Below are 25956 nucleotides of genomic sequence, written 5' to 3'. Positions count from 1 at the left end.
CAAGCCTGACCTTTGAGCCACCACTGCGCACGATCCGACCGCGATTCAGCTCGCGGCGAAGAAGTCGATCTTCTCGCCCTCGCTCAGCCGCACGACCGCCTTCTTCCAATTCGGACGCTTGCCGATGTTTCGCCCGACGCGCTTGAATTTTCCACGCACGATTTGCGTGCCGACACGTTCGACGCGTACGCTGAAGAGGCTCTCGACAGCTCGCTTGATCTCAGGTTTGGTCGCCGACATCGCGACCTCGAAGAGGTAGCTCGCCTCACGTTCGCCGAGCGCCGTGCCTTTCTCGGTCAGCAGCGGCCGGCGAAGCACGTCGCCCGGATGTTGTTCTTTCGTCTTTTTCATCGGGCCAACCGCTCCCCGAGCTGCTGCGCCACCTCCGCGGTCAGCAGCAGCACATCGTGATTGAGCACGTCGTAGACGTTAAGCCCCTCTGGCGCAAGGTATTTGCTCCGCGGCAGATTCCGCATCGACTTGATTAGCTCGACGTTCTCGGCCCGATCAACGACGAGGCCGTTGATCGCTCCCAGCCGCGCGAGTACGGCCACCATCTGCTTGGTCTTGATCTCGCTCAGCTTGAAGTTGTCGAGCACCAGCAGCTTGGCTTCCTTCTGGCGCAGCGATAGCGCGCTGATCAACGCACCACGCCGCACCTTCTTCGGTGTGCGCTGCGTGTAATCGCGGGGTCGCGGCGCGTGAACCTGCCCACCACCGACGAAGATCGGCGCTCGCCGCGAGCCGTGACGGGCACGCCCGGTGCCCTTCTGCTTATAGAGCTTCGCCCCGGTGCGCCAGACCTCAGCGCGGGTCTTGGTGCAGGCCGTGCCGCGCCGCCAGCCTGCTCGCTGGCTGACGACGACCTCCCAGAGGAGGTGCTCCTTGACCGGGGCACCAAAGACCTCGTCGGCGAGCTCGAGCTCGCCGACCGTGGCGCCTTCCATGTTGATCACGCTGACGGTTGCCATCGCGGTCTCCCCCAGACCCAATATTCAGCGACCCGAGAGCACTGCATTCCGCACAGCCGAAGCTCAGGTCTTGATCTCGACGTCGACACCAGCCGAGAGGTCGAGTTTCATCAACGCATCGAGTGTCTGCTGCGTCGGCTCGAGGATATCGAGCAAGCGGAGATGTGTGCGTATTTCGAACTGCTCCCGGGACTTCTTATCCACGTGGGGCGAGCGCAGGACCGTGAAGCGGCTGATCCGGGTCGGCAGCGGCACCGGCCCCGCGATCTTCGCGCCCGTGCGCTGCGCTGTGTCCACGATCTCCGTCGCCGATTGGTCGAGCAGTCGGTGATCGTAGGCCTTCAGGCGAATGCGAATTTTCGGCGTCTCCATCGACCTACTCGATAATCTCGGTGACGACACCGGCACCGACGGTGCGGCCGCCTTCGCGAATCGCGAAGTGCAGGCCCTTCTCGCAGGCGATCGGCGCCAGCAACTCGATCACCAGGTTGATGTTGTCACCCGGCATCACCATCTCGGTACCCTCGGGCAGCAAGACCTCGCCGGTCACGTCCGTCGTGCGGAAGTAGAACTGCGGGCGGTACCCCTTGAAGAAGGGCGTGTGACGGCCGCCCTCTTCCTTCTTCAGCACGTAGACCTCAGCGCGGAACTTCTTATGCGGCAGAATCGACTTCGGCGCCGCGAGCACCATCCCGCGCTCCACCTCTTCGCGCTTGATCCCCGCAGCAGCGCGCCGACGTTATCGCCCGCGCGACCCTCGTCCAGCAGCTTGCGGAACATCTCCACACCGGTGCAGACCGTCTTGCGCGTGTCGCGGATGCCGACCAGCTCGACCTCTTCTCCGACCTTGAGGATGCCGCGGTCGATGCGCCCCGTGACCACCGTGCCGCGCCCCGAGATCGTGAACACGTCCTCGATCGACATCAGGAAGGGCAGGTCGATCTCTCGCTTCGGCTCCGGGATGTAGCTATCCACGGCCGCCATCAGCTCATAGATGCACTGATACTCCGGCGCCTTGACATCCTTGCTCTCGGACTCCAGCGCCTTCAACGCCGACCCGCGTACGATCGGGATGTCGTCGCCCGGGAACTCGTACTTCGACATCAGCTCCCGCAGCTCGAGCTCCACCAGGTCCAGCAGCTCCGCGTCCTCCGCGGCCATCATGTCCACTTTGTTCAAGAACACCACCAGCGCCGGCACTTCCACCTGCCGCGCCAGCAGCACGTGCTCGCGCGTCTGCGGCATCGGCCCGTCCGGTGCGCTGACCACCAGGATCGCGCCATCCATCTGCGCTGCTCCGGTGATCATGTTCTTGATGTAGTCAGCGTGGCCCGGGCAGTCGACGTGCGCGTAGTGCCGCTTGTCCGTCCGGTACTCCACGTGCGCCGTCGCGATCGTGATCCCGCGCTCGCGCTCCTCCGGCGCCTTGTCGATCTGGTCGAAGGCGATAAAGCTCGCCCCGCCCTTCAGCGCCAGCGCCTTCGTGATCGCTGCGGTCAGCGTCGTCTTCCCGTGGTCGATGTGCCCGATCGTGCCCACGTTGACGTGCGGCTTGTCTCGGACGAATTTTTCCTTCGCCATCGCTCTCTCACTCCTGCAGCAGTCAAGCCTGCATCACGCCGAGGTCAGACAAAATCCGACGAACTCAACCAGACAAAATCGAAAATTCAGAGCCGAACCGACCTGAAACAGTGCCACCGAACCTCAGTCCATAACACGCGGGCAGTGCGATCACGCGTCGGGCCTGGCCCCACACCGCACTCTCGATTGCTCAGGCGCCGACGCCCTCGGCGGCCCCGCTCTAACGGACCCGCGTACGACGCGGACGAATCACCCGTGCCAAACGGGCGGAGGAGCTTGGTTGTTTGCGACAATCGCTGCCGCAGCTCCGGCCGGCCCGTGCACGCATTGCGCGCCGTGGCGTTCTGCTCGATACCGGTGCTGGGCTTGCTCATCGGCTGGGCGGGGTGGAGCGGCTCCGGGTCACTACGGTTCAGGGTTCGCGCTGCGCGCGTGCCCTGCCTTTAGTGACCATTCCCTACCAGCGATAGTGCGCAAACGCCTTGTTGGCCTCCGCCATCTTGTACACGTCCTCCCGCTTCTTCACCGCTGCGCCGCGCCCCGAGGCCGCGTCGATCAGCTCGCCAGCCAGTCGCTCCGCCATGCTCTTCTCGCCGCGCTCGCGGGAGTAGAGCGTCAACCAGCGCATCGCCAGGGCGGTCGCGCGGTCAGACCGCACCTCGACGGGGACCTGATAGGTCGCACCGCCGACACGACGGCTGCGCACCTCCAGACGCGGACGTGCGTTGCCCAAAGCCTTCTCGAAGACCTTGACCGGATCATCCTTCAGCCGATGCGCGATGATCTCGAAGGCACCGTAGACGATGCCCTCGGCCACGCTCTTCTTACCGGCGTACATCACGCTATTGATGAACTTGCCGATACGCCGCCGAGTGTCGATCGGCACGTCGGTGTACTTCGGATCCGGCGGCGTTTGCCGCAGCGGCGCTCCACCTTTACGAGGCATGAATCATCCTCTTCGGCCCTTCGCTTTCGGCCCTTCGCTTTCGGCCCTTCGTCGCAGCCCGTCGCGAAAATCGTGTTCGGTTTCTGACCTGCGACGCGATTCGGAAGCCGACTCGGAACATCCGTCGGACCGCGCGAGGCGAGCTCGTTCTACTTTGAGCGCTTCGCTCCGTACTTGCTGCGCGCCTGCTTACGGCCGTCGACGCCGGCGGTATCCGTATTTCGTGCGCCCCGAACGATGTGATAGCGGACGCCCGGTAGGTCCTTGACGCGACCGCCACGGATCAGCACCACCGAGTGCTCCTGCAGGTTATGCCCTTCGCCGGGGATGTAGGTCGTGACCTCGAGGCCGTTGCTGAGACGCACGCGCGCGACCTTGCGCAGCGCGGAGTTCGGCTTCTTCGGCGTGGTGGTGTAGACGCGCAAGCAAACGCCGCGCTTTTGCGGGCAGCTCACCAGGGCGGGCGCGGTCGTCTTCACGCGTACGCTTTCACGGCTGCTGCGGACCAGTTGGCTGATTGTCGGCATTCGCGCCCTTCTTGCTTACTCTGCTGGCTCTGCACGCGGCCCGGTACCACCCAGCGCGGCCCGCCGTCGGCGACGAGCTGCGTTATCAGTGCCTGCCTCAGTGCCTGCCATCAGTGCCTGATTGCGAGCCGCTCGTCAAGGCCCTATCCACGCGTCCTGACTCGTGATTTGGGCGATAGCCGGCCTCGCAAGCGGAGCTATTATATGGATCGCGAATGCGGTGTCAAGCGCGAACTCAGCCGACCGCTGGAGGATCTGCGCGAAGGGCCTGGTGTTGCGGACGAAGTTGACGTGTGGGCCTAAGGACCGAATGATAGCGTCCATGGCGGTTGACCTTCATACCCTTGAGGAGCTGCGCCGGCGCGTAGCTGAGCTGGGCCGCGAGGCCTTCGTTGCCGAGTACCCCGGCGTTTTCCTCGTAGCACTGGGCTTCTTAGCCGTCGAGCAGATCCGGGGCGCGCGGCGCCAGGCGCCAGGCGGCGGTAAAGCCGCGGGCCACGGGGAGACCGCGGCGGTGACCTTCGCGGTCCAACGCCGTCACGATGCGCAGCAGCAGCATCCGCTCGCGGGCCTCGCCTTCTTGCTGCGTACAGATCCAACGGGCCCGGGCCTGCGTCTCGGCCGCAGCCAGCGCTGCGACATCACCATCCCGGACGCCTCCGTCTCCGATCTGCACGGTCTAATCGAGATCCATGCCACGCTCTCAGGCCCGCAGGTCGCTGTGATCGACACGAACTCGACGAATGGCACGAGCGTCAACCTGGAGCGAGTCGAGCCCGGCGAGCGGCGGGTGCTGGTTGACGAGGACATCGTCTCGCTCGGGCGCTACAGCTTCCAGCTCCTGCGGGGCAGCACGCTCTACGAGGAGATGGCCTTGCTCAATGTTCTGGGGAGCGCCTAGCCCTCGCTTGCTTGCTCACCAAAGAGAAAATGATCGCTAAAGAAGCATTGCTCGCCAAAGAAGAAGGGGCCGCGCCCCACGGGCGGTGGTAAGGGCGCGGAAGCGGGGGGTAGCGCTGCACGGCGAGATCTGCGGCTAGTCGAGATGCCCCGGGCGGAGCAGCCCCAGCAGCTCGGCCCGCGGAGGATGACGCTCCAGCCACTGCAGCTCGGCCAACGCGGCCTTACGCATGCCAATCAAGGCCACGCCATCGCCGATTAAGCGTGCGACGAGCGCCGAGAGCTGCGGCTCGTGACCGATGACGAGGGCCAGCGGGCCTGGCGTCTCGGCAACCAACGCCAGGGCTGCTGAGAGTGGCCCACCGGGGACCAGGCGAGCATCGGAGCGCAAGCGACTCGCTGCGCCGCACTGCTCCGCGACGCCGAGGGCAGTTTCGCGCGCCCTGCGATAAGGGCTGTGGACGATCACGGCCGGTATCATTCGTCGCCGCCGCAACCACGCCCCCACCGCACTGCACTGCGACAGGCCGCGCCCGACGAGGGCCCGCTCGGCATCGTCGCCACCCGGCGCCACCTCATCGGCGGTCGCGTGGCGCATGATCAGCAAGCGATCACTCATCCTTCGCCTCCCCTCGGCAGCGGCCGGTTGGCCGCGCTCACGAGTGCGCCAGCGGGACGAAGCGCCGCCCCGTCGGAGGCGCCGACTGCTGCCAGCGCCGCGTGTAGTCGTAGATCGCCATCTGACTGTCGATCGCGGCTCCGCTCCGCTCGACGCGCCGATAGCGCCCATCGGCGGTCAACTCGCGCGCCTTGACGTTATCCTTGAGCTGCAACTCGAGCACGGCACCCAGGTATTCGCGATGCGCCGGCTCCTCCACCGGAAAGAGCAGCTCGATGCGGTGATCGAGGTTGCGCGGCATCCAATCGGCGGAGGAGAGGTAGATCTCCTCCTTTCCACCGTTTCGCAGCCACAACACGCGCGGGTGCTCGAGCCAGCGCCCCACCACGCTGCGCACGCGAATGTGCTCGGAGAGTCCGCGGACGCCGGGCCGCAGGCAACACGTGCCGCGCACGATCAGGTCCACGCGCACGCCGCCGCGCGACGCTGCGTAGAGCGCCTCGATCATCTCGGCGTCGACAAGCGCGTTCATCTTCGCGACGATTCGCCCGCGAGCGCCCGGGCGCGAACCTGCGATCTCACGATCGATCAGCGCGAGCAGCCGACGACGCATCCCGGTCGGCGACATCTCGACCTTGCGCCAGAGCGGCGGCTCCGTCGCGCCCGTGATCACGTTGAACAGGGCCGAGACGTCCTCGCCGATCGCCTCGTCACAGGTCAGCAAGCCCACGTCCGTGTAGAGCCGCGCCGTCGCGTCGTTGTAGTTCCCTGTGCCGAGATGCACGTAGCGGCGAATGCCGTCGGCCTCGCGCCGTACGACGAGCAGCGCTTTGCAGTGCGTCTTCAGCCCGACCAGACCATAGACGACATGGGCCCCTGCGTACTCCAGGCGCTTGGCCCACTCGATGTTGCGCTCCTCATCGAAGCGCGCGCGCAGCTCGACAACCGCAGTCACGTGCTTGCCCCGCTCCGCCGCGCGCGTCAGCCCGGCAATCACCGGCGAATCGCCGCTGGTGCGGTAGAGGGTCTGTTTGATCGCCAGCACCTCGGGATCATCGGCAGCCTCCGCGACCAGCGCCGCGATCGGATCGAAGCTGTGATAGGGATGATGCACGAGGCGCGGGCGCGTGTTTAGCCACTCGAAGATGCTCTGCTGCCGCGGCCGCGGCAGCGCGAGCGGCTCGAGCGGCGCGTACTTGAGTTCGCCGCGATCGCTCACCGCGTGGAGCTGCATCAAGTCGCCGCAGCGGAGCAGCCCGCGCGCGAGGTAGCACTGCTGGGACTCAAGCCCCAGCTCCCCCAGCAACCAGCGGCGCAAGCCTGCAGCCAACGCCGCGCTGTGCTCCAAGCGCACGACAGCGCCGTGGCGGCGCCCGAGCAGCCGCTTGGCCAGCGCCCGCCGCATGTCCTCCGTGGCCTCTTCATCGAGGGCAATATCGGCGTCGCGCGTCAGCCGTATCGTCGCCACGGACAGCACGCGGTAGCCGGTGAAGAGCTCCTCGATCATGTCGGCGAGGATCGACTCGGTCGGCACGAAGGTGCGCGGGCCGCGGCCTTCGGGCAGCTCGACGAAGCGCGGCAGGACCCGCGGCAGCGGCAGCAGACCTACGACCCGCCGCGGCTTGCGGGCGCTGGTGCGGGCGCGTCGCAGCGCGCGCTCGCGTCGCTCGTTGAGCCCGACAATCAACGCCAGGCTGCCGCTGGGCAACACGGGGAAGGGGTGCTTGGGCCCGACTATCGTCGGCGTGATCACCGGATAGAGCACCTGGCGATAGTAGCGACGAACATAGCCCCGCTCAGGCGCTGGCAGCTCGGTCGCCGCACGCACACGCAGTCCGGCGGCCTCGAGCGCGACGAGGAGGCGCGACACGGCCTGCTCGTGGCGCACCGTCAGCAGGTGGGCCAGCTCGGCCACGCCGTCGATCTGCTGCCGCGGCGTGCGCCCGTCGATGCCGCTGGCCGTCAGCTCCGCCTCGAGCTGGCGGTAGAGCCCAGCCACGCGCACCATAAAGAACTCGTCGAGGTTGGTCGCGAAGATCGCGGCGAACTTGACCCGCTCCAAGAGCGGATTGCTGGCGTCTTCGGCCTCCTCCAGGACGCGCTCGTTGAAGCGCAGCCAGCTCCACTCGCGATTGAACGAGCGCTCTACCGCCGCAGTTCGAGGCTCGCCTGGCTTTTGTCGCGCCATCCACCCACCGCCGGCTGCGGGCCCCAGCGGAGCCCCGCCCATACGCTCAGGCCACCAGCACCTCAGTCAACCGCGGGGTCAAACCGAAGACGTCCTGAAATAGCTCGCCCTTGTCCTGAAACACACGCAGCAGGTCGGCAAAGGCCTCGGGGTTATCGTGCCGCGTGGCGGCGCGCACCCGCAACTCCTCGCCCGCGACCTGCACCTTGACGTGCGCGACCACCTGTCGCTGATCGGCGTCCAGCGCGTCGCCGAGGCGTAAGACACTGATCAGCTTGAGGAGCTCGACGCGCTCTTCGGCCGGCAGGGGGCCCAGCTCGAGGCTGGCGATGCTGCGATCCGCGCGCCGGTGATGCCGTGCTAGCAGCGCCACCCGCTGCAGCTCACCGGCCGACAGCCCCATGATCTCGCTCTTCGCGATCAGGTAGGCCGAGTGCTCCCCATGGGCGTGCGTGCTGACGAAGAGCCCGACCTCGTGCATGATCGCCGCGACGCTGAGCAGCAGGCGCGAACGCGCCCCGAGCCCGAGCAAGGGCCGCAGACCATCAAAGATCTCGAGCGCGAGCTGCCGGACCTTGGCCGCATGTGGTTCATCGGCGCGATAGCGCCTGGCCACCGCCCAGGCGGCGGCCTCGGTGATCTGATCTTGGTCGGGCACGCCGTCCGCCTGCGGATCACCGCGCAAACGCGCGTCTAGCAGCAGGCTGTCGAGCATCGAGCACTGGGGCAGGACCACGCGGGCGGCGCGCGTCGGTTGAAAGAACGCCTCGAGCTCGGCGAACGCGAGCCGCGCCAGCTCGGCCGCCGCCAGCTCGAGACCGCTCGCCTCGGCCAACTTGCGCGCGCTTTGGCCCTCGAGCAGCCGCCCGAGCCGCCGCAGCGCCGCGCGCGTCAACGACAGCCCAGCCGGCGTCCGGCGGGCTGAGCCGAGGGCCGCCGCGATCCGATAGAGCTCGCTGTTGACCACCACCAACCAGTCGACGTCCTGCAGCCCGTGCAGCCGGTCGATCGATCGCACCACCTTGTCGACAAAGCGCCGTGCGCCGCGGCGGGTCGCTGGATCGCCAGGCGTCCCCTGAGCGAGCCGCAGCAGCCCGAAGTGCAGGGTCTCCGCCAGCCGCAGGCACCCGTCCTCCTGCACGATTACATGCGTGCCGCCGGCGCCCAGCGCCAACAACATCACGTGGCCGCGCGCGAAGGCCGGTCCGAGCAAATGCCCCACCAGTTGGTGCACGAGTCGGGTCTCTTCGATCGCCTCGATCACCTCGACGCGAAATCCCGTGCGGCTCGCCACGCGATCGAGGAAGACCTCGCGATTGCGCGCGTCGCGCACTGCCGTGGTGGCCGTGGCCTGGCAATCGCCCGGCGTGAGGCCATAGGCCGCCAAGAGCTGCCCGAACTCCTTGAGCGTCCGCACCACCTCGTCGGTTGTGACCGCGCGAATCCCGCCGCGCGAGAAGGTGTCTGCGCCGACCGCCACAGCAACGCTCGCGCTTTCCAGGCATCTCACCGGTTGTCCGGGGACGACCTCACCGACAGCCAGGCGCAGGGCGCGCGAGCCGATGTCGACCGTCGCCAGCAGACGCTCAGGCCGCCGTTGCGCCGATTTTGACGGTCGCGAGCGCCCGCCGCTGGTCGGCCGCGGCTCCGGCTGCGGATCCGCCTGCGACCTCGACTGTGGCTCCGCCTGTGGCCTCGGCTGCGACTTCGGCGAAGCGAGCCGATCCGTGCGCCCCCGCGGCGTGGAACGAGTTGAAGCGCGCCCTGGCATTGTTGCACGGTAGCATCGCAACGGAGCGGCCGGCCAGCAGCCGAGGCACGAACTGAGATCGTCGGTGTCGCGGGAGCGTGGGCTGCCGCGTGGCGGCGGCCGATTCCTGCCGCGCGCTGCGCGCTCCTGGCGCGTCCGCCCGCGGCCCAGCGGTCTTCTTCCCTCGCAAGCGACGGCCGGCGGCTCGCCGCCGCGCTGGCAGCTCAGAGCACGGCATTGTCGATCAGGCGCGTCCGACCAAAGGTGACGGCGAGCGCCAGCAGGGTCGCACCCGGCAGCACCTGGGTGAGCGGCGCGAGCGTCTGGGCATGTCTCAGCTCGACATAGTCCACAGCTGCAAGCGTCGCGCCCGCAAGCGCCGCGCGGGTCACCAGCAACAACGCAGCCGCGTCGCGCTCACCCGCGCCGACAACCTCCCGCGCGCGCTGGAGCGCGGCGTAGAGAAAAGGTGCCTGCCGCCGCTCCTCTGCGCTCAGGCAGGCATTGCGGCTGCTCATCGCCAGCCCGTCGACCTCGCGGACGATCGGCCCACTGACGATCGTCACGGGCTGGTCGAGGTCGACGACCATCCGCCGAATCACCGCGAGCTGCTGATAGTCCTTGGCGCCGAAGACGGCGACGCAGGGACCGACGATATTGAAGAGCTTCGTGACCACCGTGCAGACGCCCCTGAAGTGGCCCGACCGGCGCTCACCGCAGAGCCCGCGGGCGAGCGACTCGACCTCGACCTGCGTCTGAAATCCCGACGGATAGAACTGCTCCGCCGTCGGAGAGAAGAGCAGCGCCACCCCGGCCTCGGCGCACTTGGCGCCGTCGCCCGCGAGATCGCGTGGATAGCGCATCAGGTCCTCGCCTGGCCCGAACTGCAGCGGATTGACGAAGATCGAGACCACCAGGGCGTCGGCGTGCTGCGCCGCCAGGCGCACCAGCGAGAGGTGTCCGGCGTGTAACGCCCCCATCGTCGGCACAAAGCCGATGCGCTTCCCCTCGGCCCGGCGGGCCTCGCACCACCTCCGCAGCGCGGCGCTATCGGCCTGCTGAATCATGCGCGCGGGCTGCGGCGCGCGCGCGGAGCAGCAGCGCGGCTCCAGCCGTGCTTGCTCGTCGGAAAACGACGGGCGCGCACCTCCGCGCCGTAGCGGCTGACGGCGCCGACGACCTGCTCTCCGAGCGGCGCGAAGCGCTTGACGAAGCGCGGCGCGAAGCTGGGATCGAGCCCCAGCAAGTCGTAGAGCACCAAGACCTGCCCGTCGCAATCCGCCCCCGCGCCGATGCCAATGGTCGGGATCTCGAGGGCGGCCGTCACCTCGCGCGCGAGCTCGCGCGGGACGGCTTCGAGCACCAGCGCGTAGGCGCCTGCCTGCTGCAGCGCCAGCGCGTCGTCCAGCAGCGCCTGCGCGGCAGCGGGCGCCCGAGCCTGCACTCGGTAACCCCCGAGCGCGCGCACGGACTGCGGCATCAAACCGAGGTGGCCCATCACCGGAATGCCGATCTCCGTCAGGCGCAGCACGAGCTCCGCGTGGCGGCGGCCGCCCTCGAGCTTGACCGCCGCGGCGCCACCCTCGCGCACCAGCCGCCCCGCGTTGCGCAAGCCGTCGGCCAGCGTCACCTGATAGGTCATGAAGGGCATGTCGACGACGAGATGCGCCCGTCGCACTCCGCGGCGCACCGCACGCGCGTGGTAGATCATTTCGTCGAGCGTCACCGCCAGCGTGTCGTCCTCGCCCTTGATCACCATACCCAGCGAGTCTCCGACGAGCACGACATCGACCCCCGCTTCGTCGAGCAGCCGGCCGAAGGTCGCATCGTAGGCGGTCAGCGCCACAATCGGCCTGCCGTCGCGCTTCATTTGGCGCAAGCTGGGCGCCGTGATCGGCGCCTCCGACGGAGCTGCTGTCTCTTCTGGTTTCTGCGCCATGGTCCCGCCCAACGCTGTCCGCGCCGGACCTTAGCACAGGCCCTCGGAGCCTCGCTGGCCCCTGCAGCGACGGCGGCGCAAGCCTGTCGCGCGCGCTCGCGCCCGGCGGCGCGCTTGCTGCGATACGAGGGGCACGCGATGATGCGCCGGCGACGCGGCGGGCCCCCCCGGCGCAGTGGTCGCCGGAGGTGCCTTCTTGTCCAGCGCTGACTTCCCGCAGCGAGATCCCGCGCCGCGACCTCGCTCGCTCTCCCTCGCGGCTACGGACTCAACGACCTCGGACGCCGGCGGCGATCGACTTCCCCTCGGCGATGTCAGGCTCGGGCCGCTGATCGGAGCCGGGATTTCGAGCGAGGTCTTCGCCGGCGAGAACGTGACAGCCAACAAACCCTGCGCCGTGAAGGTCTTCCGCGGCGAGCTGGCTGTTTCCGCCGTGACCCGAGGGCGCTTTCAGCATGCCCTCGCCCGCGCCGCTCGGCTCGAGCATCCGGCCCTCGCTGAGGTCTTCCGCTGTGGGCATACTCCGGAGGGACTGCTTTACACCACCGCCATGCTCTGCCCCGGCTATTCGCTGCGCCAACTGCTGCGCCAGCACCTCGCGCTCGCGCGCCGTATTGCCTTGCCGCTGATGCGCCAGCTTGGCAACGCGCTTGGTGCCGCGCACGCGCAGGATCTGCCGCACCTACGCCTCCATCCAGGCAATGTGATGGTGCGGCTCGTCGGCGATGAGGTCGGTGATGTGAAGCTGCTTGATTTTGGCGTTTGCCAGCTCCACCCGCCCCTCAACGAGCCACCGGCTGCGCTGCGACTGAGCGCCGAGGACGGCCTTTGGGTCGCGCCAGAACAGGCCAAGGGGGAGGTCGGCGACCAGCGCAGCGACGTCTATGCGCTGAGCGTGCTGCTCTACACGCTGGTGACGGGCCAGGCACCCTTTGCCGCCGAGACCTACGCCATGATGCTCGAGCGACAACTCGGTGAAGCGCCAGCTGCGCCCAGCCGCTGGGCGCAGCTGGCGCCCGAGCTGGAGGCGACGATTTTGCGCGGGCTGGAGAAGGATCCGCGTCGCCGCGTGCCCTCGGTGGAGGCCCTGCTGAGCGCGATCGACCCCCTGACGACCAGCACCGGACGGCACCAAATGCGGGCCAAGCGCCAGCAGGCCGCACGCCGCACGCTCAGCACCGGCGAGTACCGCGTCGCCGAAGCCTCAGGCGAGTTCTCAGCCGGCGGCACCTTGAGCGGCGTGCGCCACGTCGCGTTGAGCCCGACCGCCTCCAGCGAGCAGCCCGCCCCCGGGCGCCCGCGAGGGCGCCGATGGCGCTGGGTCGCGGCGGCCGGCGGCGCCCTCGGCCTGATCGTGCTCAGTGCGCTGCGCTGGTGCCGTTGACAGGGCGATCGCGGCTGACTAGGTTCGGGCGCCCGGCGCCGGTCCAGCGGGGCGAGAGAGGACTGACCAACGTGAACCGCCGCCGCATCGTGATTGGCACCGTCGCCGCAGCGACCTTGGCCCTCGACCTGGGCAGCAAGCTCTGGGCTCAAAGCGTGCTTCGTGGGGCCCGCCCGTTGATCCTGCTGCCCCAATATCTCCAACTCGAGTACCACGAAAACGCCGGGATGGCCTTCGGCTTGGGTCGCAATCTACCGGGCGCCCGGGCGGTCCTGATCGGCATCGGCGTGCTCGTGCTCTTCATGGTCTGGCGCATCGTCCGACAGGTCGAGCGCAAACAGGGCATGGCCAACGTCGCCTTCGCGCTGGTGGTCGGAGGTGCCGTCGGCAACATCATCGATCGACTGCGCCAGGGGCGCGTGGTCGATTTCGTCGTCATGCACTGGCAGCATCGCTACGTCTGGCCGGCCTACAACGTAGCCGACGTCGCACTTTGCGTCGGTGTGGGCTTGCTGCTGCTGACGATGGGGAGTCAGCCGTCGGCGGCGACCGGCGGCCGACGGCGTTAGCCGCGGCTACTGGCCGCCACGCGGACTCCGCGCAGCTCGTTCGGCCGCGTCGACGGTATTCGAGAGCAGCATCGCGACCGTCATCGGGCCGACGCCACCCGGCACGGGCGAGATCGCTCGTGCCCTTTCGCTCGCACCGGGGAACTCGACATCGCCGACGAGACGGTCGCCCACGCGGTTCATCCCGACGTCGATGACGACCGCGCCCGGTCGAATCCACTCCCCGCGCACGAGCTCCGGGCGCCCGACCGCAGCGACCACGATCTCCGCCTCTCGCACCCGATCGGCGAGGTCGCGGGTCCGCGAATGCGCCACGGTCACGGTGCAGTTCTCACCCAGCAGCAGCAACGTCATCGGCTTTCCGACGATGTTGCTGCGCCCGATCACCAGCGCCCGCGCCCCGGCCAGCGCGACGCCCGTCTCGGACAGCATCCGCATCACGCCGAGCGGCGTGCAGGGCACGAAGCGCGGTTGGCCGACGACCAAGCGCCCGACGTTGCTGGGGTGGAAGCCGTCGACATCCTTGCGCGGATCGATCGCCTCGAGGACCAGCCGCGCATCGATCGTCGGCGGCAGCGGCAACTGCACCAAAATGCCATGTACGCGTGCATCGGCGTTGAGCTGGGCGATGAGGTCCAACAGCGCTTCCTGGCGGGTCGACGCCGGCAGCACATGGTCGAAGTGTGCCATGCCCAGACGCGCACACGCGCGCGTCTTGTTGCGCACGTAGACCGCGGAGGCCGAGTTGTCACCGACGAGCACCACGGCCAGACCGGGCTGCGCGCCAGCCCCACTCAGGCGCTGCACTCGCGGTTCCAGCTCGGCAGCGACGCGTTTCGCCAGCGCTTTGCCGTCGATGACTTGAGCCATAGGACCCTCCCGCTGGCGCGGCGGCCAGACATCCAGCCAGACGTCCAGCCAGGCGTCGAGCTGGGCATCCAGCCGGGCGTCGAGCTGGGCGTCCAGCTGGGCGCCCGCGTTGACACGGCTTCAGCCGGCCGCCTATAGTCCGCCCCCGCGGGCGACGAGAGCCACGATGCCGGACGCGGCGCGGCGCGTCAACCGCAACACGTCAACCGCAACAGCCGTCGCCTCTCGGCGCACGATGCCCTCCACCCTGGGTCGCTGCCAGCGCCCTCGAGCCCACGGAACGCTCAATGTCCCTGCACGTCTTGCTTGCCAGCCCTGAGGTCGCGCCCCTGAGTGGCGCCAATGAAGTCGGTGAGCAGACCGCGGCGCTGGCGCGCGGTCTGCGCGAACGCGGCCTCGCGGTCAGTGTCGTCGCGCCCTCCTATGGCACCGGCGCGGAGCAGCGCTTCGGGCTGGCCCGCCGGCTGATCAAGCTGCCCGTCGCGCTCGGCGCCGAGCGGGTCGAGCTGGGAGTCCTGCAGGGCACGCTGCCGCAGACCGACGCCGCCGTCTACCTCCTCGATCATCCGGCCATGTTTCACCGCGAGCCCCATTTCGGCCCCTATGCCGATGACTACCGTCGCGCGTTTCTCTTCGCCGCCGGGGTCGTGGAATTGGTGCGAGCGCTGGGGCTCAAGCCGCAGGTCGTCCATGCCCATGACTGGGCGGCGGGCCTGTTGCCGCTACTGCTGCGGCGCCCAACGGACGGTATCCCCCTGCTGGCTGACACGGCCGTCGTCTTCACGCTCCATGACGCCTCTCAGCTCGGCCTCTGCGCGCCTGGCATGCTCGCGGAATTGCACCTCCCGGCCGACCTCAACCATCCGGACGCCCTCGAGTTCTACGGCCAGATCAGCCTCCTCAAGGCCGGACTGGTCTTCGCCGATGCGATCACCGTTCCGAGCCCCAGCTTCGCCGCGGAGCTGCAGCAGGAGGGCCGGGGCGGCGGCCTCCACGGCCTCTATGCTGCCCGCCGTTTGCGGCTGGCGGGGATCGCCTGCGGCATCGATGAGCAACGCTGGGCGCCGGGCAACGACCACACGCTGGCGATGACCTTCGACGCAGCAGAACCCGACGGCAAGGCGCAGTGCAAGGAGGCGCTGCAGCTAGAGCTCGGCCTGCCCGTACATCCCACTCACCCGCTCTTGATCGTTGGCGGACCCCAACATCAGCTCGCTGGCGCCGAGCTGATGTTGGAGACGGCACCGCAATGGTTGGGCACCGAGTTGGGGCAGGAGTTGCAAGTCGTCTTCCTCGGTGAGGCGCCCGCTGAAGCGCTGGAGCGCATCGCCCGGCTCGTCGCAGAAGCGCCGCGGACCGTCGCCTATCGCCCCTGGGGCGGTGACGAGTTCCTGCGACGCGCGCTGGCGGGGGCCGATGTGCTGGTGCTGCCGGCGCCGAGCGCCTCGAATGGTCTGCTCGCCCTCAAGGCCCTGCGCTATGGAGCGGTGCCCCTGGCCCATGCCACCGGTGGTTTGCGCGACCATCTGGTGGACTTCGATCTGCCCAGCGCCACCGGCACCAGCATCCTCTTCGACGCAGCCACGGCCACGGCACTGCTCCACGGCATGCGGCGAATGCTGGCGCTCTTCAGCGACCAGCGGCGGTGGCGCCGCCTGAGGCAGAACGCCATGCGCCAACGGGTGGGCTGGAACGCGGCGGTGGCGCGCTACGAGCAGCTCTATCGCCAGCTGCTCGACCTACCCCAGGACCAGCCCCAGGACCGGCCCCAGGACCTACCCCAGGACGGCGGCGAAGCAGCCCCGGCGCTCAGCTAAAGACCTCGACGAGCCGCGCGCCAACCTCGCCATCGACGTCGACGAGCTCCGCGCGCCCGATACGGCGTCCGCCGGCCCAGACCTGCACAGCGCCACCGAGCGGCTGACCGAGAGCGATCACGTCACCAACCCCGAGCCGCGACAGCTCGGCCAGAGACAGCTCGACACGGCCAAGCTCGACGACGAGCTCAACCTCGAGTTCGTCGATCACATGGCGCTCCAACTCGACTCGATCGCTCATCGGCCTCACTCCTCGCGCGCGTCGCTTGCCGTCGATGGATCGATCATGTCGCATCAGACGCAGCGGCACTGTAGCTGTACCATCCTCGGCGCCGCCCTCGGCTCGATCCGGCGACCGGCCGACGAGGCCGACCGCGGGGCGTGAATCCACCCCATCCGCGCTAGCCCCAGCCGCGCAGCGCAACTCGCGCTGATAGGCGCTGGTGATCGCCAAATGGTCAGTGTCCCAGGACACGCCGTAGGAGCCCCGGCCGACGCGCAATCGCAAGGCCATCGGCGCGTCGCGGGCGATCAGACGCAAGGCCGGCGAGACAATGATGTCGTCTGAACCCAGGCGCTCGAGCGCGCCCGCGGGCAACGAGAAGCGAGCCAGCTCGAGCGCCGCAGACCAGTGCAGATCGCCGAAGCGGGCCGACCCAGCCCGCTGATCGACAGGCGCAAGCGGCAGCGCAGTAAAGGTCCGCGGAGCGGCAAGGAGCCACAGCAACCCCTGCTGCGCACCCACGGTCAGCAAACACTCGACCAGTCGGTCGCCCTGCTGGACCGACGCGTCGAGACTCGGCGCCGCTTCCTCGACAGTCCAACACGACGCCGCCCCGACGTCGGCGAGCAACCAACCGAGCGCGAAGGCCAGCAGACCGTGTTGCATCGGCGTCGGCGGTGCGAGCGCCACCTCCGACCCAGCGCGCAAGAGCGCCCGCACCAGCTGCGCCGCCAGACCAGCGTCGAGCACGATCACAACCTGGCCGGCGCTCGGGTCGCTAATCCGCAGGGCCACCCCACGTTGCAGGCGGGGCAGGAGCTGCGGCGGACAGCGCGGGTGCACCGACTTCAGCCGCAGCGTGGCCGTGCCCGGCACAGCACCGAGCAAGCGCTCTGCCCAACGGCGCCAGGCGGCAGAAGACTGGTCGCCGAGGTGAAGCCGCAAGGCCCGTGCCGTAGCAGCGTCGGCACGGCTGACATGAGGCAGAGCGCTGAAGGGGAAGGGCCGAATCACGATGGCGCCATCATAGCATCCGCTCACCGGCGCTCGCGCGCCCGACGAAGACAACCACGGCGTCCTGCGTGCGTGGCTCCATGCGTCCCTCGTCGTGCCTTCCTACGACAGTCGTTTCGCCGTCATGCGATGTAGTCCGTTGGCGACCTGCGACGGCAGCGGGGCAACGCTGACGCTGGTCGGCGCGCCCCGAGCGACGCGCTCAGCTCAGCCCCGTGCTCGCTCCGCGGGTGCGCGTCGGCACTCCCCAGCTGACCGCCTCCCCCACCAGCGTGCTGCTGCTCAGCGCCGGCCCCGAGCTGAAGTTCCACCGGCACAATCGCCAAGCCGCGCTCGCGCAGCGCCTGTTCGAGCTGCGGCAGGGCGCCACGCACCAGCGCATACTCACTCGCCTGCTCCACGCCGAGCGAGGTGTAGACGCGGCCGCCTCTCATCCGCAGCGCAACCGCGATCGGTCCGAGGCGCCCGCCGTCGAGCTGCAGCCGCACCGTGCTCAGGCCCCGCAGCTCTGAGACGGCGACCGATCGCATCAGTCGCTCGATCCCCTGCACCGCGGCGAGGCCACCGGCTGGCGCCGCCACCGCTCCGGGTGCCGCCGTGCTGGCGACGAGCCCCAAGGATTCTCGCGGCTCGCCGCCGGCTCGCGGCTCACCAACCGCCGCTTTGCTCGCGGCTGGTTCTGCCGCCTCTGGCCCTCGCTCGCGCTCAGCGCTTCGATCGTGCCGCTCGATACGATCGTCGGCGGGCGATGAACTGGCCTCACGTGGACTGCTGCTGCCCTCCCAGGCTGCCGCGCCTGGCGTGGGTGCTCGACCGGACGCCAGCAGCAGGGCGAAGCAACCAGCGTCCACCTGCGAGCTGCGCGCGCGCTCCAGCGCCCCTGCTTGTTCGCTGACCGCCAGCCCGCGGGCGGATCCATCGGCCGCTGAGCTGGAGGGTGGGCGATGGACGGTCATTGCGCCGCCGTTATCGGCGAGCGGCGCCGGCGGTTGCCAATCGAGCGGGGGAGAAATTTGCGACCTGCGGCGCGCACGCGCGATGATGACGCGCATGTCACCTCTGCCGGCGATCATTAGCCCATCCGCCGCCCCGGCGCGGCTCGCAGGACCCGATCTCGATCCCGTCGGTCGACGGCTGGCCCTGCGCCTAGCCCTGCAAATGCCGCTCAGTGAGCACCTCGGCGAGCGCGCCCAGTCGGCGTTGACCGTGAACCTCTGCGGTACCGGAATGATGGTGCGGCGCTTGACCCTTCCGCTCTCTCCTCGGCGCCTGACGCGGCCCCTTCCTCGCGACCTCATCGGGCTCGAATTCGAGCTTCCCGGAACGAATGAGAAGATCTGGGCCACGGGCGAGATCCGCCACGACCACGTCAGCCCGGACTTTCACCTCAGCGGCGTGCGCTTTCGCACGATCGCCCGCGCGCATCAGCAGCTGATCGTCGACTACGTGACCGAAGAGCGACTGCGCCGCCTGCGCATGCTGCTTGGTCGCGTCCAGCGCGTGCGGCAAGAGCGCGCGGTCGCGCTTTCAGCCGCGCGTACGGCGGCGGCCCCGTTACTCGCGGCACCGCGCCGCCTCCTTGGGCGCTGGATCGCGCCGGACTGAGCCCCCGCCTTGATCGATCCCGTCGCGGGCCAAGCCTCCTGCGCCACGCCGTCGCCCTTTTCCGCTGACCTCAGCCATGGAGACAGCGCGATGAGCCTCGCCACGATCGACATTGGTACCAACTCCGTGCTGCTCCTGGTCGCCGAGGTCTCGGCCGATGGTGAGCTTCACGTACTCGAGCAGCAATGCCGCATCACGCGACTCGGACAGGGCGTCGATCGCGAGCGTCGACTGCTGCCCGCCGCGATCGAGCGCACGCTGGCCGCGCTGAGCAGCTATCGCGACCGCCTGGTGCACTGGGGGACAGGCCGGCGCGCCGCTGTCGGGACCTCCGCGCTCCGCGACGCGGCCAACGGCCCCGACTTCCTGGAACGCGCCACCACGCTGCTGGGCTGTCCGGTCGAGGTCGTGAGCGGGCTGCGGGAGGCTGAACTGGTCGTCCGCGGGGTCGCGCCCAGCGCAGCGCCGCTGGCACCGGGCACGATTGTCTTCGATGTGGGGGGTGGCTCGACGGAGCTGATCACCGTCGGCCAGCGCGGAGCCCTGCTCCAGCCGATCAGCCTCGATCTCGGCAGCGTGCGGCTGAGCGAGCGGCACCTCGCCCACGATCCCCCGCTGGCAGCCGAGCTCGAGGCGCTGCGGCAGGACGTGCGGCAACACCTCGCCGCGCGCGTCGGCCCCCAGGTCAAGCCCTTGGCGAGCCCGCTGGCGCAGCCGCCCCGCAGTCTGATCGGCGTGGCCGGCACGCTGACGACGCTGGCCGCTGTCGAGCTGGGCCTACCGAGCTACGACGGCGGTCGCGTCGACGGCGCACGCCTCACGCAGCTGCAGATCCAGCGGCTCGGACGGCGCTTGGCTGCCTTGCCGCTCGTCGAGCGCTGCCAGCTACCGGGCCTGCCGGCTCAGCGCGCCGACGTGATCGTCGCCGGCGCGCTGCTCGTCGACGAGATCATGCAGCAGCTCGGGGCCAGTGAACTCGAGGTCTCCGACCGCGGCGTGCGCTGGGGCCTGGCGCGCGAACTCGCCGCCAGCGGCGAGCACGGAGCGACCGTTACCGACGCGCCGTCCCGGCGCTAGCGCGCCGCGCAAACTCTGTTCTTGCCCCCCTGCTTGGCCGCGTAGAGCGCTCGATCGGCGGCGGCGAGCAGTGCGCGCTCGTCCGTGCCGTCCTCAGGGTAGCTCGCGACGCCGACGCTGAGGGTCACGCTCAGCTCCGGCTGCGGCCAGCGCAGCGCCTCGACTGCGGCGCGAATGCGCTCGGCCTTGATCAGCGCGCCCGCGAGTGGGGTTTCAGGCAAGACGATGCAGAATTCCTCGCCCCCATAGCGCGCCGCGAGATCCGAACGCCGGAGGGCGTGCGCGCCAGCATCGAGAACGCGCGCGACCGTGGCCAGCACCTCGTCACCGACCGCATGGCCGTGGCAATCGTTGACCCGCTTGAAGTCGTCGAGGTCGACGAAGAGGACAGAGAACGCCCGCTGGTAGCGCACGCCACGCGCGACCTCCAACCGCAGGTGCTCCATCAGATAGGTGTGGTTGAACAGGTGCGTCAGCCCGTGGTGCGTCGCCAGCTCGCGCAGCTGCGCGTTCGCCAGCTCGAGCTGCGCGTTGGCCACCCGCAGCTCTGCTGTCCGCTCGCGAACGGCCTGCTCGAGCAGCGCCTCGCTCTCGGCAAGGCGAGCGTTGGCCTGCGCCAGGCCGGCGACGCTCTGCTCGAGCTGCACGAGCAAGGCGTCGCGCTCGCGCTCCAGCGCGCGCGAGCGGGTCAGCGCCTCGACCACGGTCACGAGGTCGACGGTGTGGAAGGGTTTCTCGAAATAGTGGTGGATGCGGGCGTCGTTGATCGCCTCGACCACCGGTGCGTAGTCGCTGAAACCGGTGATCAGCACGCGCGTGGTCTCCGGCAGCTCGTCGTGCAGCTGCGCGAGCAAGTCGACCCCATTGAGTTTGGGCATGCGTTGGTCGGCGATCACGACCTCGGGACGCAGCTCGCGAGCCAGCGCAAGGCCGCGCTCGCCGTCCTCCACTTCGGTGACCTCGAAGGCATGACTCAAGGCGCGCGCCAGCGTGCGGCGCAGCAGCGCGTCGTCGTCTGCCAGCAGCACCCGTGGCCGCCGTCCGGGCGCCGCTTCGCTCGCTGCTCCTGCCATCGGCCGATTGTCCAGCGCGGACGGCGACCTGTCAAAACTCCGCCCCCCGGCGAGGCCCGCGCGCCTCCCCTGTGCTGCCGCCCGCAGCCCTCGTGGAGCGCGTCAGCGAGCGGCGCGAAAGGCACCCTCGAGCGCCTCGACCGCGTCGATCTCGAGGGTCCCACCTCCCGCATTTCCCGGAGCCGTGGCGCCAGCGACGGTGCTAAGCCGCAGCGCCGTGACCTGAGGCATCACACGGCATCCACCGGCCCCAGCAGCACCCGATGATCCGGCTGCAAGGTCCAGCAGGAAGCGCCCTTCGACGCGGGTCGCCAGGCAGCGCGCATCCACACTTGCCGATGCGTTGAGAAAGCCGATGTCGAGATATTGCGCGCCATCGCTGCTGGCCTCGACCCGCACCGACGGCTGGCTCTCGAAGCGCCCGACGTGGAGGGCCAGCGACGGGCCGCCAGCCACAGCCACCACGGTACCGTTGGTGAAGTAGAGGTCGAGCACCCCGCAGGCGCGCAGATCGACGCTACGTCCATCGGGCGTCCCTTGTGCCAACGCGCCACAGGTCACTCCCGGGCAAACGCCCGGTAGGGCGCAGCGCGCCAAGGTCGCGAAACGCGGCGCCCCGCCATCGGCAACGCTCCCGGGAGGGAGGCCGCCCGGTGGCGGAGTAGCGACACAACCGCTCCAGCCGACGACGAATGTGCAACACCCGAGCGCGCCAGCCAGCAGCCCAGACCGAAGCGCGCGCACCCCATTGCGACGAGCGCGCTGGCGGCGCCTCGACGAGCTCGATCGCTCGGCGCTCACAGCGCGAGCAACGCCGAGCAGGGTGTTGTGCCGAGCCGCGACCGTCCACCGAGCGCGAGCAGCTCGATCAGGAATGCCACCTCGACGACCCTTCCGCCCTGCCGCTCCGCCAGGGTCACCGCGGCTGCCGCCGTGCCCCCGGTGGCCAAGACATCGTCGACGATCGCCACCCGACCGCCCGCCCCCAGCGCGTCCTGATGCAGTTCGAGCGTGCTCTCCCCGTACTCCAGCGCGTAGCTGACCGCATCGGCCTTGCGCGGCAGCTTGCCCGCCTTGCGCACGAGCTGGAGCGAGACGCCGAGCGTCAGTGCCAAAGGCCCCCCGAGCAGAAAGCCGCGCGACTCGATCGCCATCAGGTAATCGAGTCGGTGCGGGCGCAGCCGCTCGGCGAGCAGCGCGATCGCCAGGGCGAAGGCCGGCGGGCTGGCCAAGAGCGGCGTGATGTCGCGAAAGAGGACCCCGGCCTTGGGAAAATCCGGCACATCACGCACGTGCTGGCGCAACAGCGCCAGTCGATCGTCCGTCATCGCTCCCCCCATCTCCATGGCTTCACTGTTCATGGATTTCCATGGCTTCACTGTTCATGGCTTCCCATGGCTTCACTACGGTCCCGTACACCACGCCCGTACACCACGCCCGTGCACGACGCCCGTGCACCACCACGCCAGTGCACCACGTTCGTTCGGCGCATCGCTGCGGCGCGCGCGTCGCGGCGCAAGCGCCCTGCGCGCTTCCCCGCACGCATCTTAACGGCGCGCCCCGGTCCCGCAAGAGCCCCGATCCTGGGCGCCCCACGGTCGGTGGCGGCGGCCGCCAACGCAGCGCCCCTGCGCTCCCCGTCGACCCCGCGCAGCGTGGCCCAGCATCGCGCACGGCCGGGGAGTCCTTGTCTAGGCGGCCCCGGCATTGCACACTCCGGTCTCCGAGCTGCTGCGGATCGTCCTGCTGATGCACCCTCGCCACCGCGTCCTCACCCCTCGCGCGCTGTTGGGCCCGCCACCATGGCCGCGGGAGCACGGTGCCTGGGCGATGTTGAGCGCTCCGCTGGCCATGGGCATCGCGCTCGGCGGACCGCGCGCACGCCATGCACCGCTCGTCTTCGCGCTGCTCTTCGCATACTTGGCGCTGGCCGCCCTGCGCGAGCGCCTGCGGCCTCTGCCATCCCGCGACGCGGCTCCACCTTCGGGGTCTCGACAGCAAGCCCTGCGGCAGCGCCACTCTCGCTGGGCCCTGATCTATGCCGCCGCCACCCTCGCCTGCGGGGCCGGCCTGCTGGTGGCAACCCCCGACCTCAGGCTGCTCGCGCTCGGCGGCGGCGCGGCGACCGTCCTGCAGCTCGCGCTCATCCGCCGTGGCCTCGACCGCAGCCTGCCCGGCAGTGTCCTCGCGATCGCGACCCTGGCCCTCGCCTGTCCGGCGGCCTACGCCGTGGGCAGAGGCGTCCTCGACGCGCAGGTCTGGTGGACCTGGGGCTGGACCACCTGCTTCTTCACGGGCAGCCTGCTCTTTGTCCGCTCGCTGCTGCGCGCCCGCGGCGATGCACGCGTCGCCGCCGCAAGCTCGGCCTTCCACGCGGCGGTGAGTGCGATAGCGGCCCTGCTCGGCCAACCTCTGGTCGCCCTCGCCTTCGCGCTGGCGACCGCTCGCACGTTGGTGCTCTGGCGGCGCCGCCTACGCCCCGCGCTAATCGGGGGAATCGAGGCTGCCAATGCGCTAGCCTTCACGGTCTTGGTCGTCCTGGCCCGGCGCTAGGGATTGGGTGAGTCCCTACGCACCGCTCTCGGCGCCCCACGACCGCCTGCCGGGTCATCCTGGCCCATCGCCCCCCAGAGCGGCGCCTGTCCAGCCTTCGATGATCCCTTGGTGGACTCCATGTTCCTTCGTAATATTCGGGGTTCTTGTCTTCGGCGAGGCTCGATCGTTTGAGCGCGAGGCCTCCTTTCGGAGTGGAACACGGTTTGCTGCCTCGCGCGGGGAGGAGGTCGCCATGGCCAACATCAGCCGTATCCTCGTGCCGGTCGACTTTTCAGAATGCGCGCGGCGCGCGCTGATCCACGCTGCGGAGTTGGCGCGGACCTTCGATGCGGCGCTCGAGATCCTCTACGTTTGGGAGCCACCGCTCTACGTCTTTCCCGAGCTGATGGTCGAGACACCCGGCGAGCCAAGTCGAACGGTCGGCGACTACGCCAACGAGCATGCGCAGCGCGAGATGGCCCACTTCGTCGAGGAAGCGATCGGCGGCGAAGGGCTGAATGCGCGCACCCTGATCGAGTCCGGTCACCCCTACGCCACGATTCTGCGCCTGGCCACCGAAGGCTCGTACGACCTGGTCGTGATGGGTACCCACGGCCGCAGTGGGCTCCAACACATGTTGCTGGGAAGCATCGCCGAGAAGGTCGTGCGCCATGCGCCCTGCCCAGTGATGACCGTGCGCTGCCCGCAGTAGCGCCGCGCGCGATCCGGCGCTGGCGCCGCGCAGCGGGGTGGAGCCTAGCGCTGGCAGAGAGCCCAGGCAGCCTCCTGCGCTGAACCCGGCGCGCACTGAGGAGCGGGACGTTATGGCCCGGCGGCCTCGCGCTCGCAGAGCCGCGCCCACGCGCGACTCAGTCGCCGCTGGGGGCCTCCTCGCCGGCCTCGACGCCATACTGGTGTAGCCGCCGATAGAGCGTCTTCTTGCCGATGCCGAGCATGGTCGCCGCACGGCTCTTGTTGCCGCCGACCAGCTCGAGCGTCCGCAGCGTGTACAGCCGCTCCACCTGATCCAGGCGACGCCCCATGGGCAGCTGAAAGCGCGGCGCCTCCCGCTGCGGCGCAACACCATCCGGGAGCATCTGCACCGTGATCTCATCACCTCGCGCCGTGACGACGAGGCTCTCGACCAAGTTTCGCAGCTCGCGGACGTTGCCTGGCCAGTCGTAGGCCATCAGTTTGGCGCGGGCCGCCGCCGAGAAGCCACGGATGCCCCGGCCGTGCTCCTTGCAGAAGAGCGCCAGGAAGTGGTCGAGCAGCAGGGGCACGTCGCCTGGTCGTTCGCGCAGGGGCGGAATGTGTACTGAAACGACGTTCAGGCGGTAATAGAGATCATCGCGGAACCTGCCGGCCAGCATCGCCTGCTTCAGGTCGTGCTTGGACGCCGCAATCAGCCGCACATCGACGTGGATCGGCGTCTGCCCGCCAACGCGCTCCACCTCGCGCTCCTGGATCGCGCGCAAGAGCTTGACCTGCGTGGCAAGCGTCAGGTCCCCGATCTCATCGAGAAACATCGTCCCGCCATCCGCCAGCTCGAAGCGCCCCTTGCGGGTCCGATGCGCCCCGGTAAAGGCGCCGCGCTCGTGGCCGAAGAGCTCGCTCTCGATCAACGATTCGGGCAGGGCCGCGCAGTTGACCCGGACCATCCGCGCTTCGGCGCGCCCGCTGTTGTGGTGGATCGCTGTCGCCACGAGCTCCTTGCCCGTCCCCGACTCGCCGGAAATCAAGACGGTCGCGTTGGTCCCGGCGACCTGCTCGACCTGCTCCAGCACCTGCCGCATCACCGCCGATTGGCCGATGATCCCGGCCACGGAGAAGCGCCGCCGCAGCTCCTGCCGCAGATCCTGATTCTCGCGCAGCAAGCTCTGCCGCCGATGGGCGCGCCCTACCACGAACTCAAGCCGGTCGAGGTCGATCGGCTTGGTCACGTAGTCGTAGGCACCGCGGCGCATCGCGTCCACCGCCGCGTCGATCGAGCCGTGACCCGTCACCAGGATCACTGCCGTATCGGGGTGGTGCGCCTCGACATGGGTCAGCAGGTCGATGCCGCTGACGCGGCCCATCATCACGTCGGAGACCACCACATCTACAGATGACAGCCCCAGATGATCGATCGCCTCTTCCCCGCTGGCGGCTACCGCGACCTCCATCCCGACCTCCGAGAGGGCGCGCGCCAGCGCCTCGCGGCTACTCCTGTCGTCCTCGACCACGAGGACACTGGTCACCCCAACCCCAGCTTTCGCCTTCATGCCGCCACCTTTGCCCTTCAGCCGAAGAACGCGGCACGATACGACCCGATCGCCCGCTCGCGCTGGCCATCATGACACATACGTCCAGGACCACACAGTCAGGA

Annotated in this window: 25 protein-coding genes and 1 pseudogene; 8 read left to right on the top strand and 18 right to left on the bottom strand. The window is 69.1% G+C overall.

Annotated elements, in window-relative coordinates; genetic code table 11:
• Positions 1 to 45: 45 nt before the first annotated feature.
• From IPL40_15505 to IPL40_15480, 6 genes and pseudogenes are all read right to left on the bottom strand, one after another.
• Positions 46 to 351: a 50S ribosomal protein L23 gene (locus IPL40_15505; protein ID MBK8482545.1), complete on the bottom strand. Its 306-nt coding sequence runs from the start codon at positions 349 to 351 to the stop codon at positions 46 to 48.
• Positions 348 to 971 (bottom strand): 50S ribosomal protein L4, encoded by a 624-nt coding sequence (rplD, locus tag IPL40_15500; protein ID MBK8482544.1) that lies wholly within the window; start codon positions 969 to 971, stop codon positions 348 to 350. Before rplD ends, IPL40_15505 begins: the two co-directional genes overlap by 4 nt.
• A gap of 63 nt (positions 972 to 1034) precedes the next feature.
• On the bottom strand, positions 1035 to 1343 hold the full coding sequence (gene rpsJ, locus IPL40_15495; protein ID MBK8482543.1) for a 30S ribosomal protein S10: 309 nt from the start codon (positions 1341 to 1343) through the stop codon (positions 1035 to 1037).
• A 4-nt stretch (positions 1344 to 1347) separates the two neighbouring features.
• A pseudogene (tuf, locus tag IPL40_15490) lies at positions 1348 to 2552 on the bottom strand (elongation factor Tu).
• 457 nt (positions 2553 to 3009) lie between these two features.
• Positions 3010 to 3498: a 30S ribosomal protein S7 gene (rpsG, locus tag IPL40_15485; protein MBK8482542.1), complete on the bottom strand. Its 489-nt coding sequence runs from the start codon at positions 3496 to 3498 to the stop codon at positions 3010 to 3012.
• A 149-nt stretch (positions 3499 to 3647) separates the two neighbouring features.
• Entirely contained in the window at positions 3648 to 4025 is a 378-nt protein-coding gene (locus IPL40_15480; GenBank protein ID MBK8482541.1) for a 30S ribosomal protein S12, read from the bottom strand.
• A gap of 322 nt (positions 4026 to 4347) precedes the next feature.
• Between IPL40_15480 and IPL40_15475 the strand changes: the two genes are divergently transcribed.
• A complete protein-coding gene (locus IPL40_15475; GenBank protein ID MBK8482540.1) occupies positions 4348 to 4926 on the top strand; it encodes an FHA domain-containing protein in 579 nt (192 codons plus the stop codon).
• 135 nt (positions 4927 to 5061) lie between these two features.
• On the opposite strand, the gene IPL40_15470 is transcribed toward IPL40_15475, so the two are convergent.
• From IPL40_15470 to panB, 5 genes are all read right to left on the bottom strand, one after another.
• On the bottom strand, positions 5062 to 5544 hold the full coding sequence (locus IPL40_15470; GenBank protein MBK8482539.1) for a histidine phosphatase family protein: 483 nt from the start codon (positions 5542 to 5544) through the stop codon (positions 5062 to 5064).
• Positions 5545 to 5581: 37 nt separating this feature from the next.
• The gene (gene ppk1 / locus IPL40_15465) at positions 5582 to 7732 is read right to left on the bottom strand and encodes a polyphosphate kinase 1 (GenBank protein ID MBK8482538.1); all 2151 of its coding nucleotides are present in this window, start codon (positions 7730 to 7732) and stop codon (positions 5582 to 5584) included.
• A 46-nt stretch (positions 7733 to 7778) separates the two neighbouring features.
• Positions 7779 to 9212, bottom strand: a complete 1434-nt coding sequence (locus IPL40_15460; protein ID MBK8482537.1) for an HD domain-containing protein — start codon at positions 9210 to 9212, stop codon at positions 7779 to 7781.
• A 494-nt stretch (positions 9213 to 9706) separates the two neighbouring features.
• Positions 9707 to 10549, bottom strand: a complete 843-nt coding sequence (locus tag IPL40_15455) for a pantoate--beta-alanine ligase (GenBank protein ID MBK8482536.1) — start codon at positions 10547 to 10549, stop codon at positions 9707 to 9709.
• The gene (gene panB, locus IPL40_15450) at positions 10546 to 11421 is read right to left on the bottom strand and encodes a 3-methyl-2-oxobutanoate hydroxymethyltransferase (protein ID MBK8482535.1); all 876 of its coding nucleotides are present in this window, start codon (positions 11419 to 11421) and stop codon (positions 10546 to 10548) included. The genes IPL40_15455 and panB overlap by 4 nt, the downstream gene beginning before the upstream one ends.
• A 196-nt stretch (positions 11422 to 11617) precedes the next feature.
• Between panB and IPL40_15445 the strand changes: the two genes are divergently transcribed.
• Together IPL40_15445 and lspA are read left to right on the top strand one after the other, a co-directional pair.
• Positions 11618 to 12805: a serine/threonine protein kinase gene (locus IPL40_15445; protein ID MBK8482534.1), complete on the top strand. Its 1188-nt coding sequence runs from the start codon at positions 11618 to 11620 to the stop codon at positions 12803 to 12805.
• A gap of 71 nt (positions 12806 to 12876) precedes the next feature.
• On the top strand, positions 12877 to 13374 hold the full coding sequence (gene lspA, locus IPL40_15440; GenBank protein ID MBK8482533.1) for a signal peptidase II: 498 nt from the start codon (positions 12877 to 12879) through the stop codon (positions 13372 to 13374).
• 6 nt (positions 13375 to 13380) lie between these two features.
• On the opposite strand, the gene folD is transcribed toward lspA, so the two are convergent.
• A complete protein-coding gene (gene folD, locus IPL40_15435; GenBank protein MBK8482532.1) occupies positions 13381 to 14244 on the bottom strand; it encodes a bifunctional methylenetetrahydrofolate dehydrogenase/methenyltetrahydrofolate cyclohydrolase FolD in 864 nt (287 codons plus the stop codon).
• Between the two features lie 287 nt (positions 14245 to 14531).
• On the opposite strand from folD, the gene IPL40_15430 reads away from it, so the two are divergent.
• Positions 14532 to 16061, top strand: coding sequence for a glycogen synthase (locus IPL40_15430; GenBank protein ID MBK8482531.1), 1530 nt, complete (start codon positions 14532 to 14534; stop codon positions 16059 to 16061).
• On the opposite strand, the gene IPL40_15425 is transcribed toward IPL40_15430, so the two are convergent.
• Together IPL40_15425 and IPL40_15420 are read right to left on the bottom strand one after the other, a co-directional pair.
• Positions 16054 to 17325: a FliM/FliN family flagellar motor switch protein gene (locus tag IPL40_15425; GenBank protein ID MBK8482530.1), complete on the bottom strand. Its 1272-nt coding sequence runs from the start codon at positions 17323 to 17325 to the stop codon at positions 16054 to 16056. The two genes, IPL40_15430 and IPL40_15425, sit on opposite strands and share 8 nt — an antisense overlap.
• 95 nt (positions 17326 to 17420) lie before the next feature.
• Positions 17421 to 17915 carry a flagellar hook-length control protein FliK gene (locus IPL40_15420; protein ID MBK8482529.1) on the bottom strand — a complete coding sequence of 165 codons (495 nt, stop codon included), beginning with the start codon at positions 17913 to 17915 and terminating at the stop codon, positions 17421 to 17423.
• Between the two features lie 433 nt (positions 17916 to 18348).
• On the opposite strand from IPL40_15420, the gene IPL40_15415 reads away from it, so the two are divergent.
• Positions 18349 to 18903 (top strand): PilZ domain-containing protein, encoded by a 555-nt coding sequence (locus IPL40_15415; protein ID MBK8482528.1) that lies wholly within the window; start codon positions 18349 to 18351, stop codon positions 18901 to 18903.
• A 90-nt stretch (positions 18904 to 18993) separates the two neighbouring features.
• Positions 18994 to 19980: a Ppx/GppA family phosphatase gene (locus IPL40_15410; protein ID MBK8482527.1), complete on the top strand. Its 987-nt coding sequence runs from the start codon at positions 18994 to 18996 to the stop codon at positions 19978 to 19980.
• Here IPL40_15410 and IPL40_15405 read toward each other — a convergent pair.
• From IPL40_15405 to IPL40_15395, 3 genes are all read right to left on the bottom strand, one after another.
• Positions 19977 to 21053 (bottom strand): diguanylate cyclase, encoded by a 1077-nt coding sequence (locus IPL40_15405; protein MBK8482526.1) that lies wholly within the window; start codon positions 21051 to 21053, stop codon positions 19977 to 19979. The genes IPL40_15410 and IPL40_15405 overlap by 4 nt on opposite strands.
• Positions 21054 to 21155: 102 nt before the next feature.
• Complete coding sequence (locus IPL40_15400) at positions 21156 to 21599, bottom strand: hypothetical protein (GenBank protein ID MBK8482525.1); 444 nt, start codon at positions 21597 to 21599, stop codon at positions 21156 to 21158.
• A gap of 251 nt (positions 21600 to 21850) precedes the next feature.
• Positions 21851 to 22381 carry an adenine phosphoribosyltransferase gene (locus IPL40_15395; protein ID MBK8482524.1) on the bottom strand — a complete coding sequence of 177 codons (531 nt, stop codon included), beginning with the start codon at positions 22379 to 22381 and terminating at the stop codon, positions 21851 to 21853.
• A 379-nt stretch (positions 22382 to 22760) separates the two neighbouring features.
• Between IPL40_15395 and IPL40_15390 the strand changes: the two genes are divergently transcribed.
• Positions 22761 to 23606 carry a YwiC-like family protein gene (locus IPL40_15390; GenBank protein ID MBK8482523.1) on the top strand — a complete coding sequence of 282 codons (846 nt, stop codon included), beginning with the start codon at positions 22761 to 22763 and terminating at the stop codon, positions 23604 to 23606.
• 235 nt (positions 23607 to 23841) lie between these two features.
• Positions 23842 to 24300 carry a universal stress protein gene (locus tag IPL40_15385; GenBank protein ID MBK8482522.1) on the top strand — a complete coding sequence of 153 codons (459 nt, stop codon included), beginning with the start codon at positions 23842 to 23844 and terminating at the stop codon, positions 24298 to 24300.
• 157 nt (positions 24301 to 24457) lie between these two features.
• On the opposite strand, the gene IPL40_15380 is transcribed toward IPL40_15385, so the two are convergent.
• Complete coding sequence (locus IPL40_15380) at positions 24458 to 25852, bottom strand: sigma-54-dependent Fis family transcriptional regulator (protein MBK8482521.1); 1395 nt, start codon at positions 25850 to 25852, stop codon at positions 24458 to 24460.
• Positions 25853 to 25956: the final 104 nt, after the last annotated feature.

The sequence above is a fragment of the Pseudomonadota bacterium genome (assembly GCA_016711215.1).
Classification (GTDB): Bacteria; Myxococcota_A; Polyangia.
The sequence above is the reverse complement of the archived record's forward strand: the minus strand, read 5'-3'. Positions and strand labels throughout refer to the sequence as shown.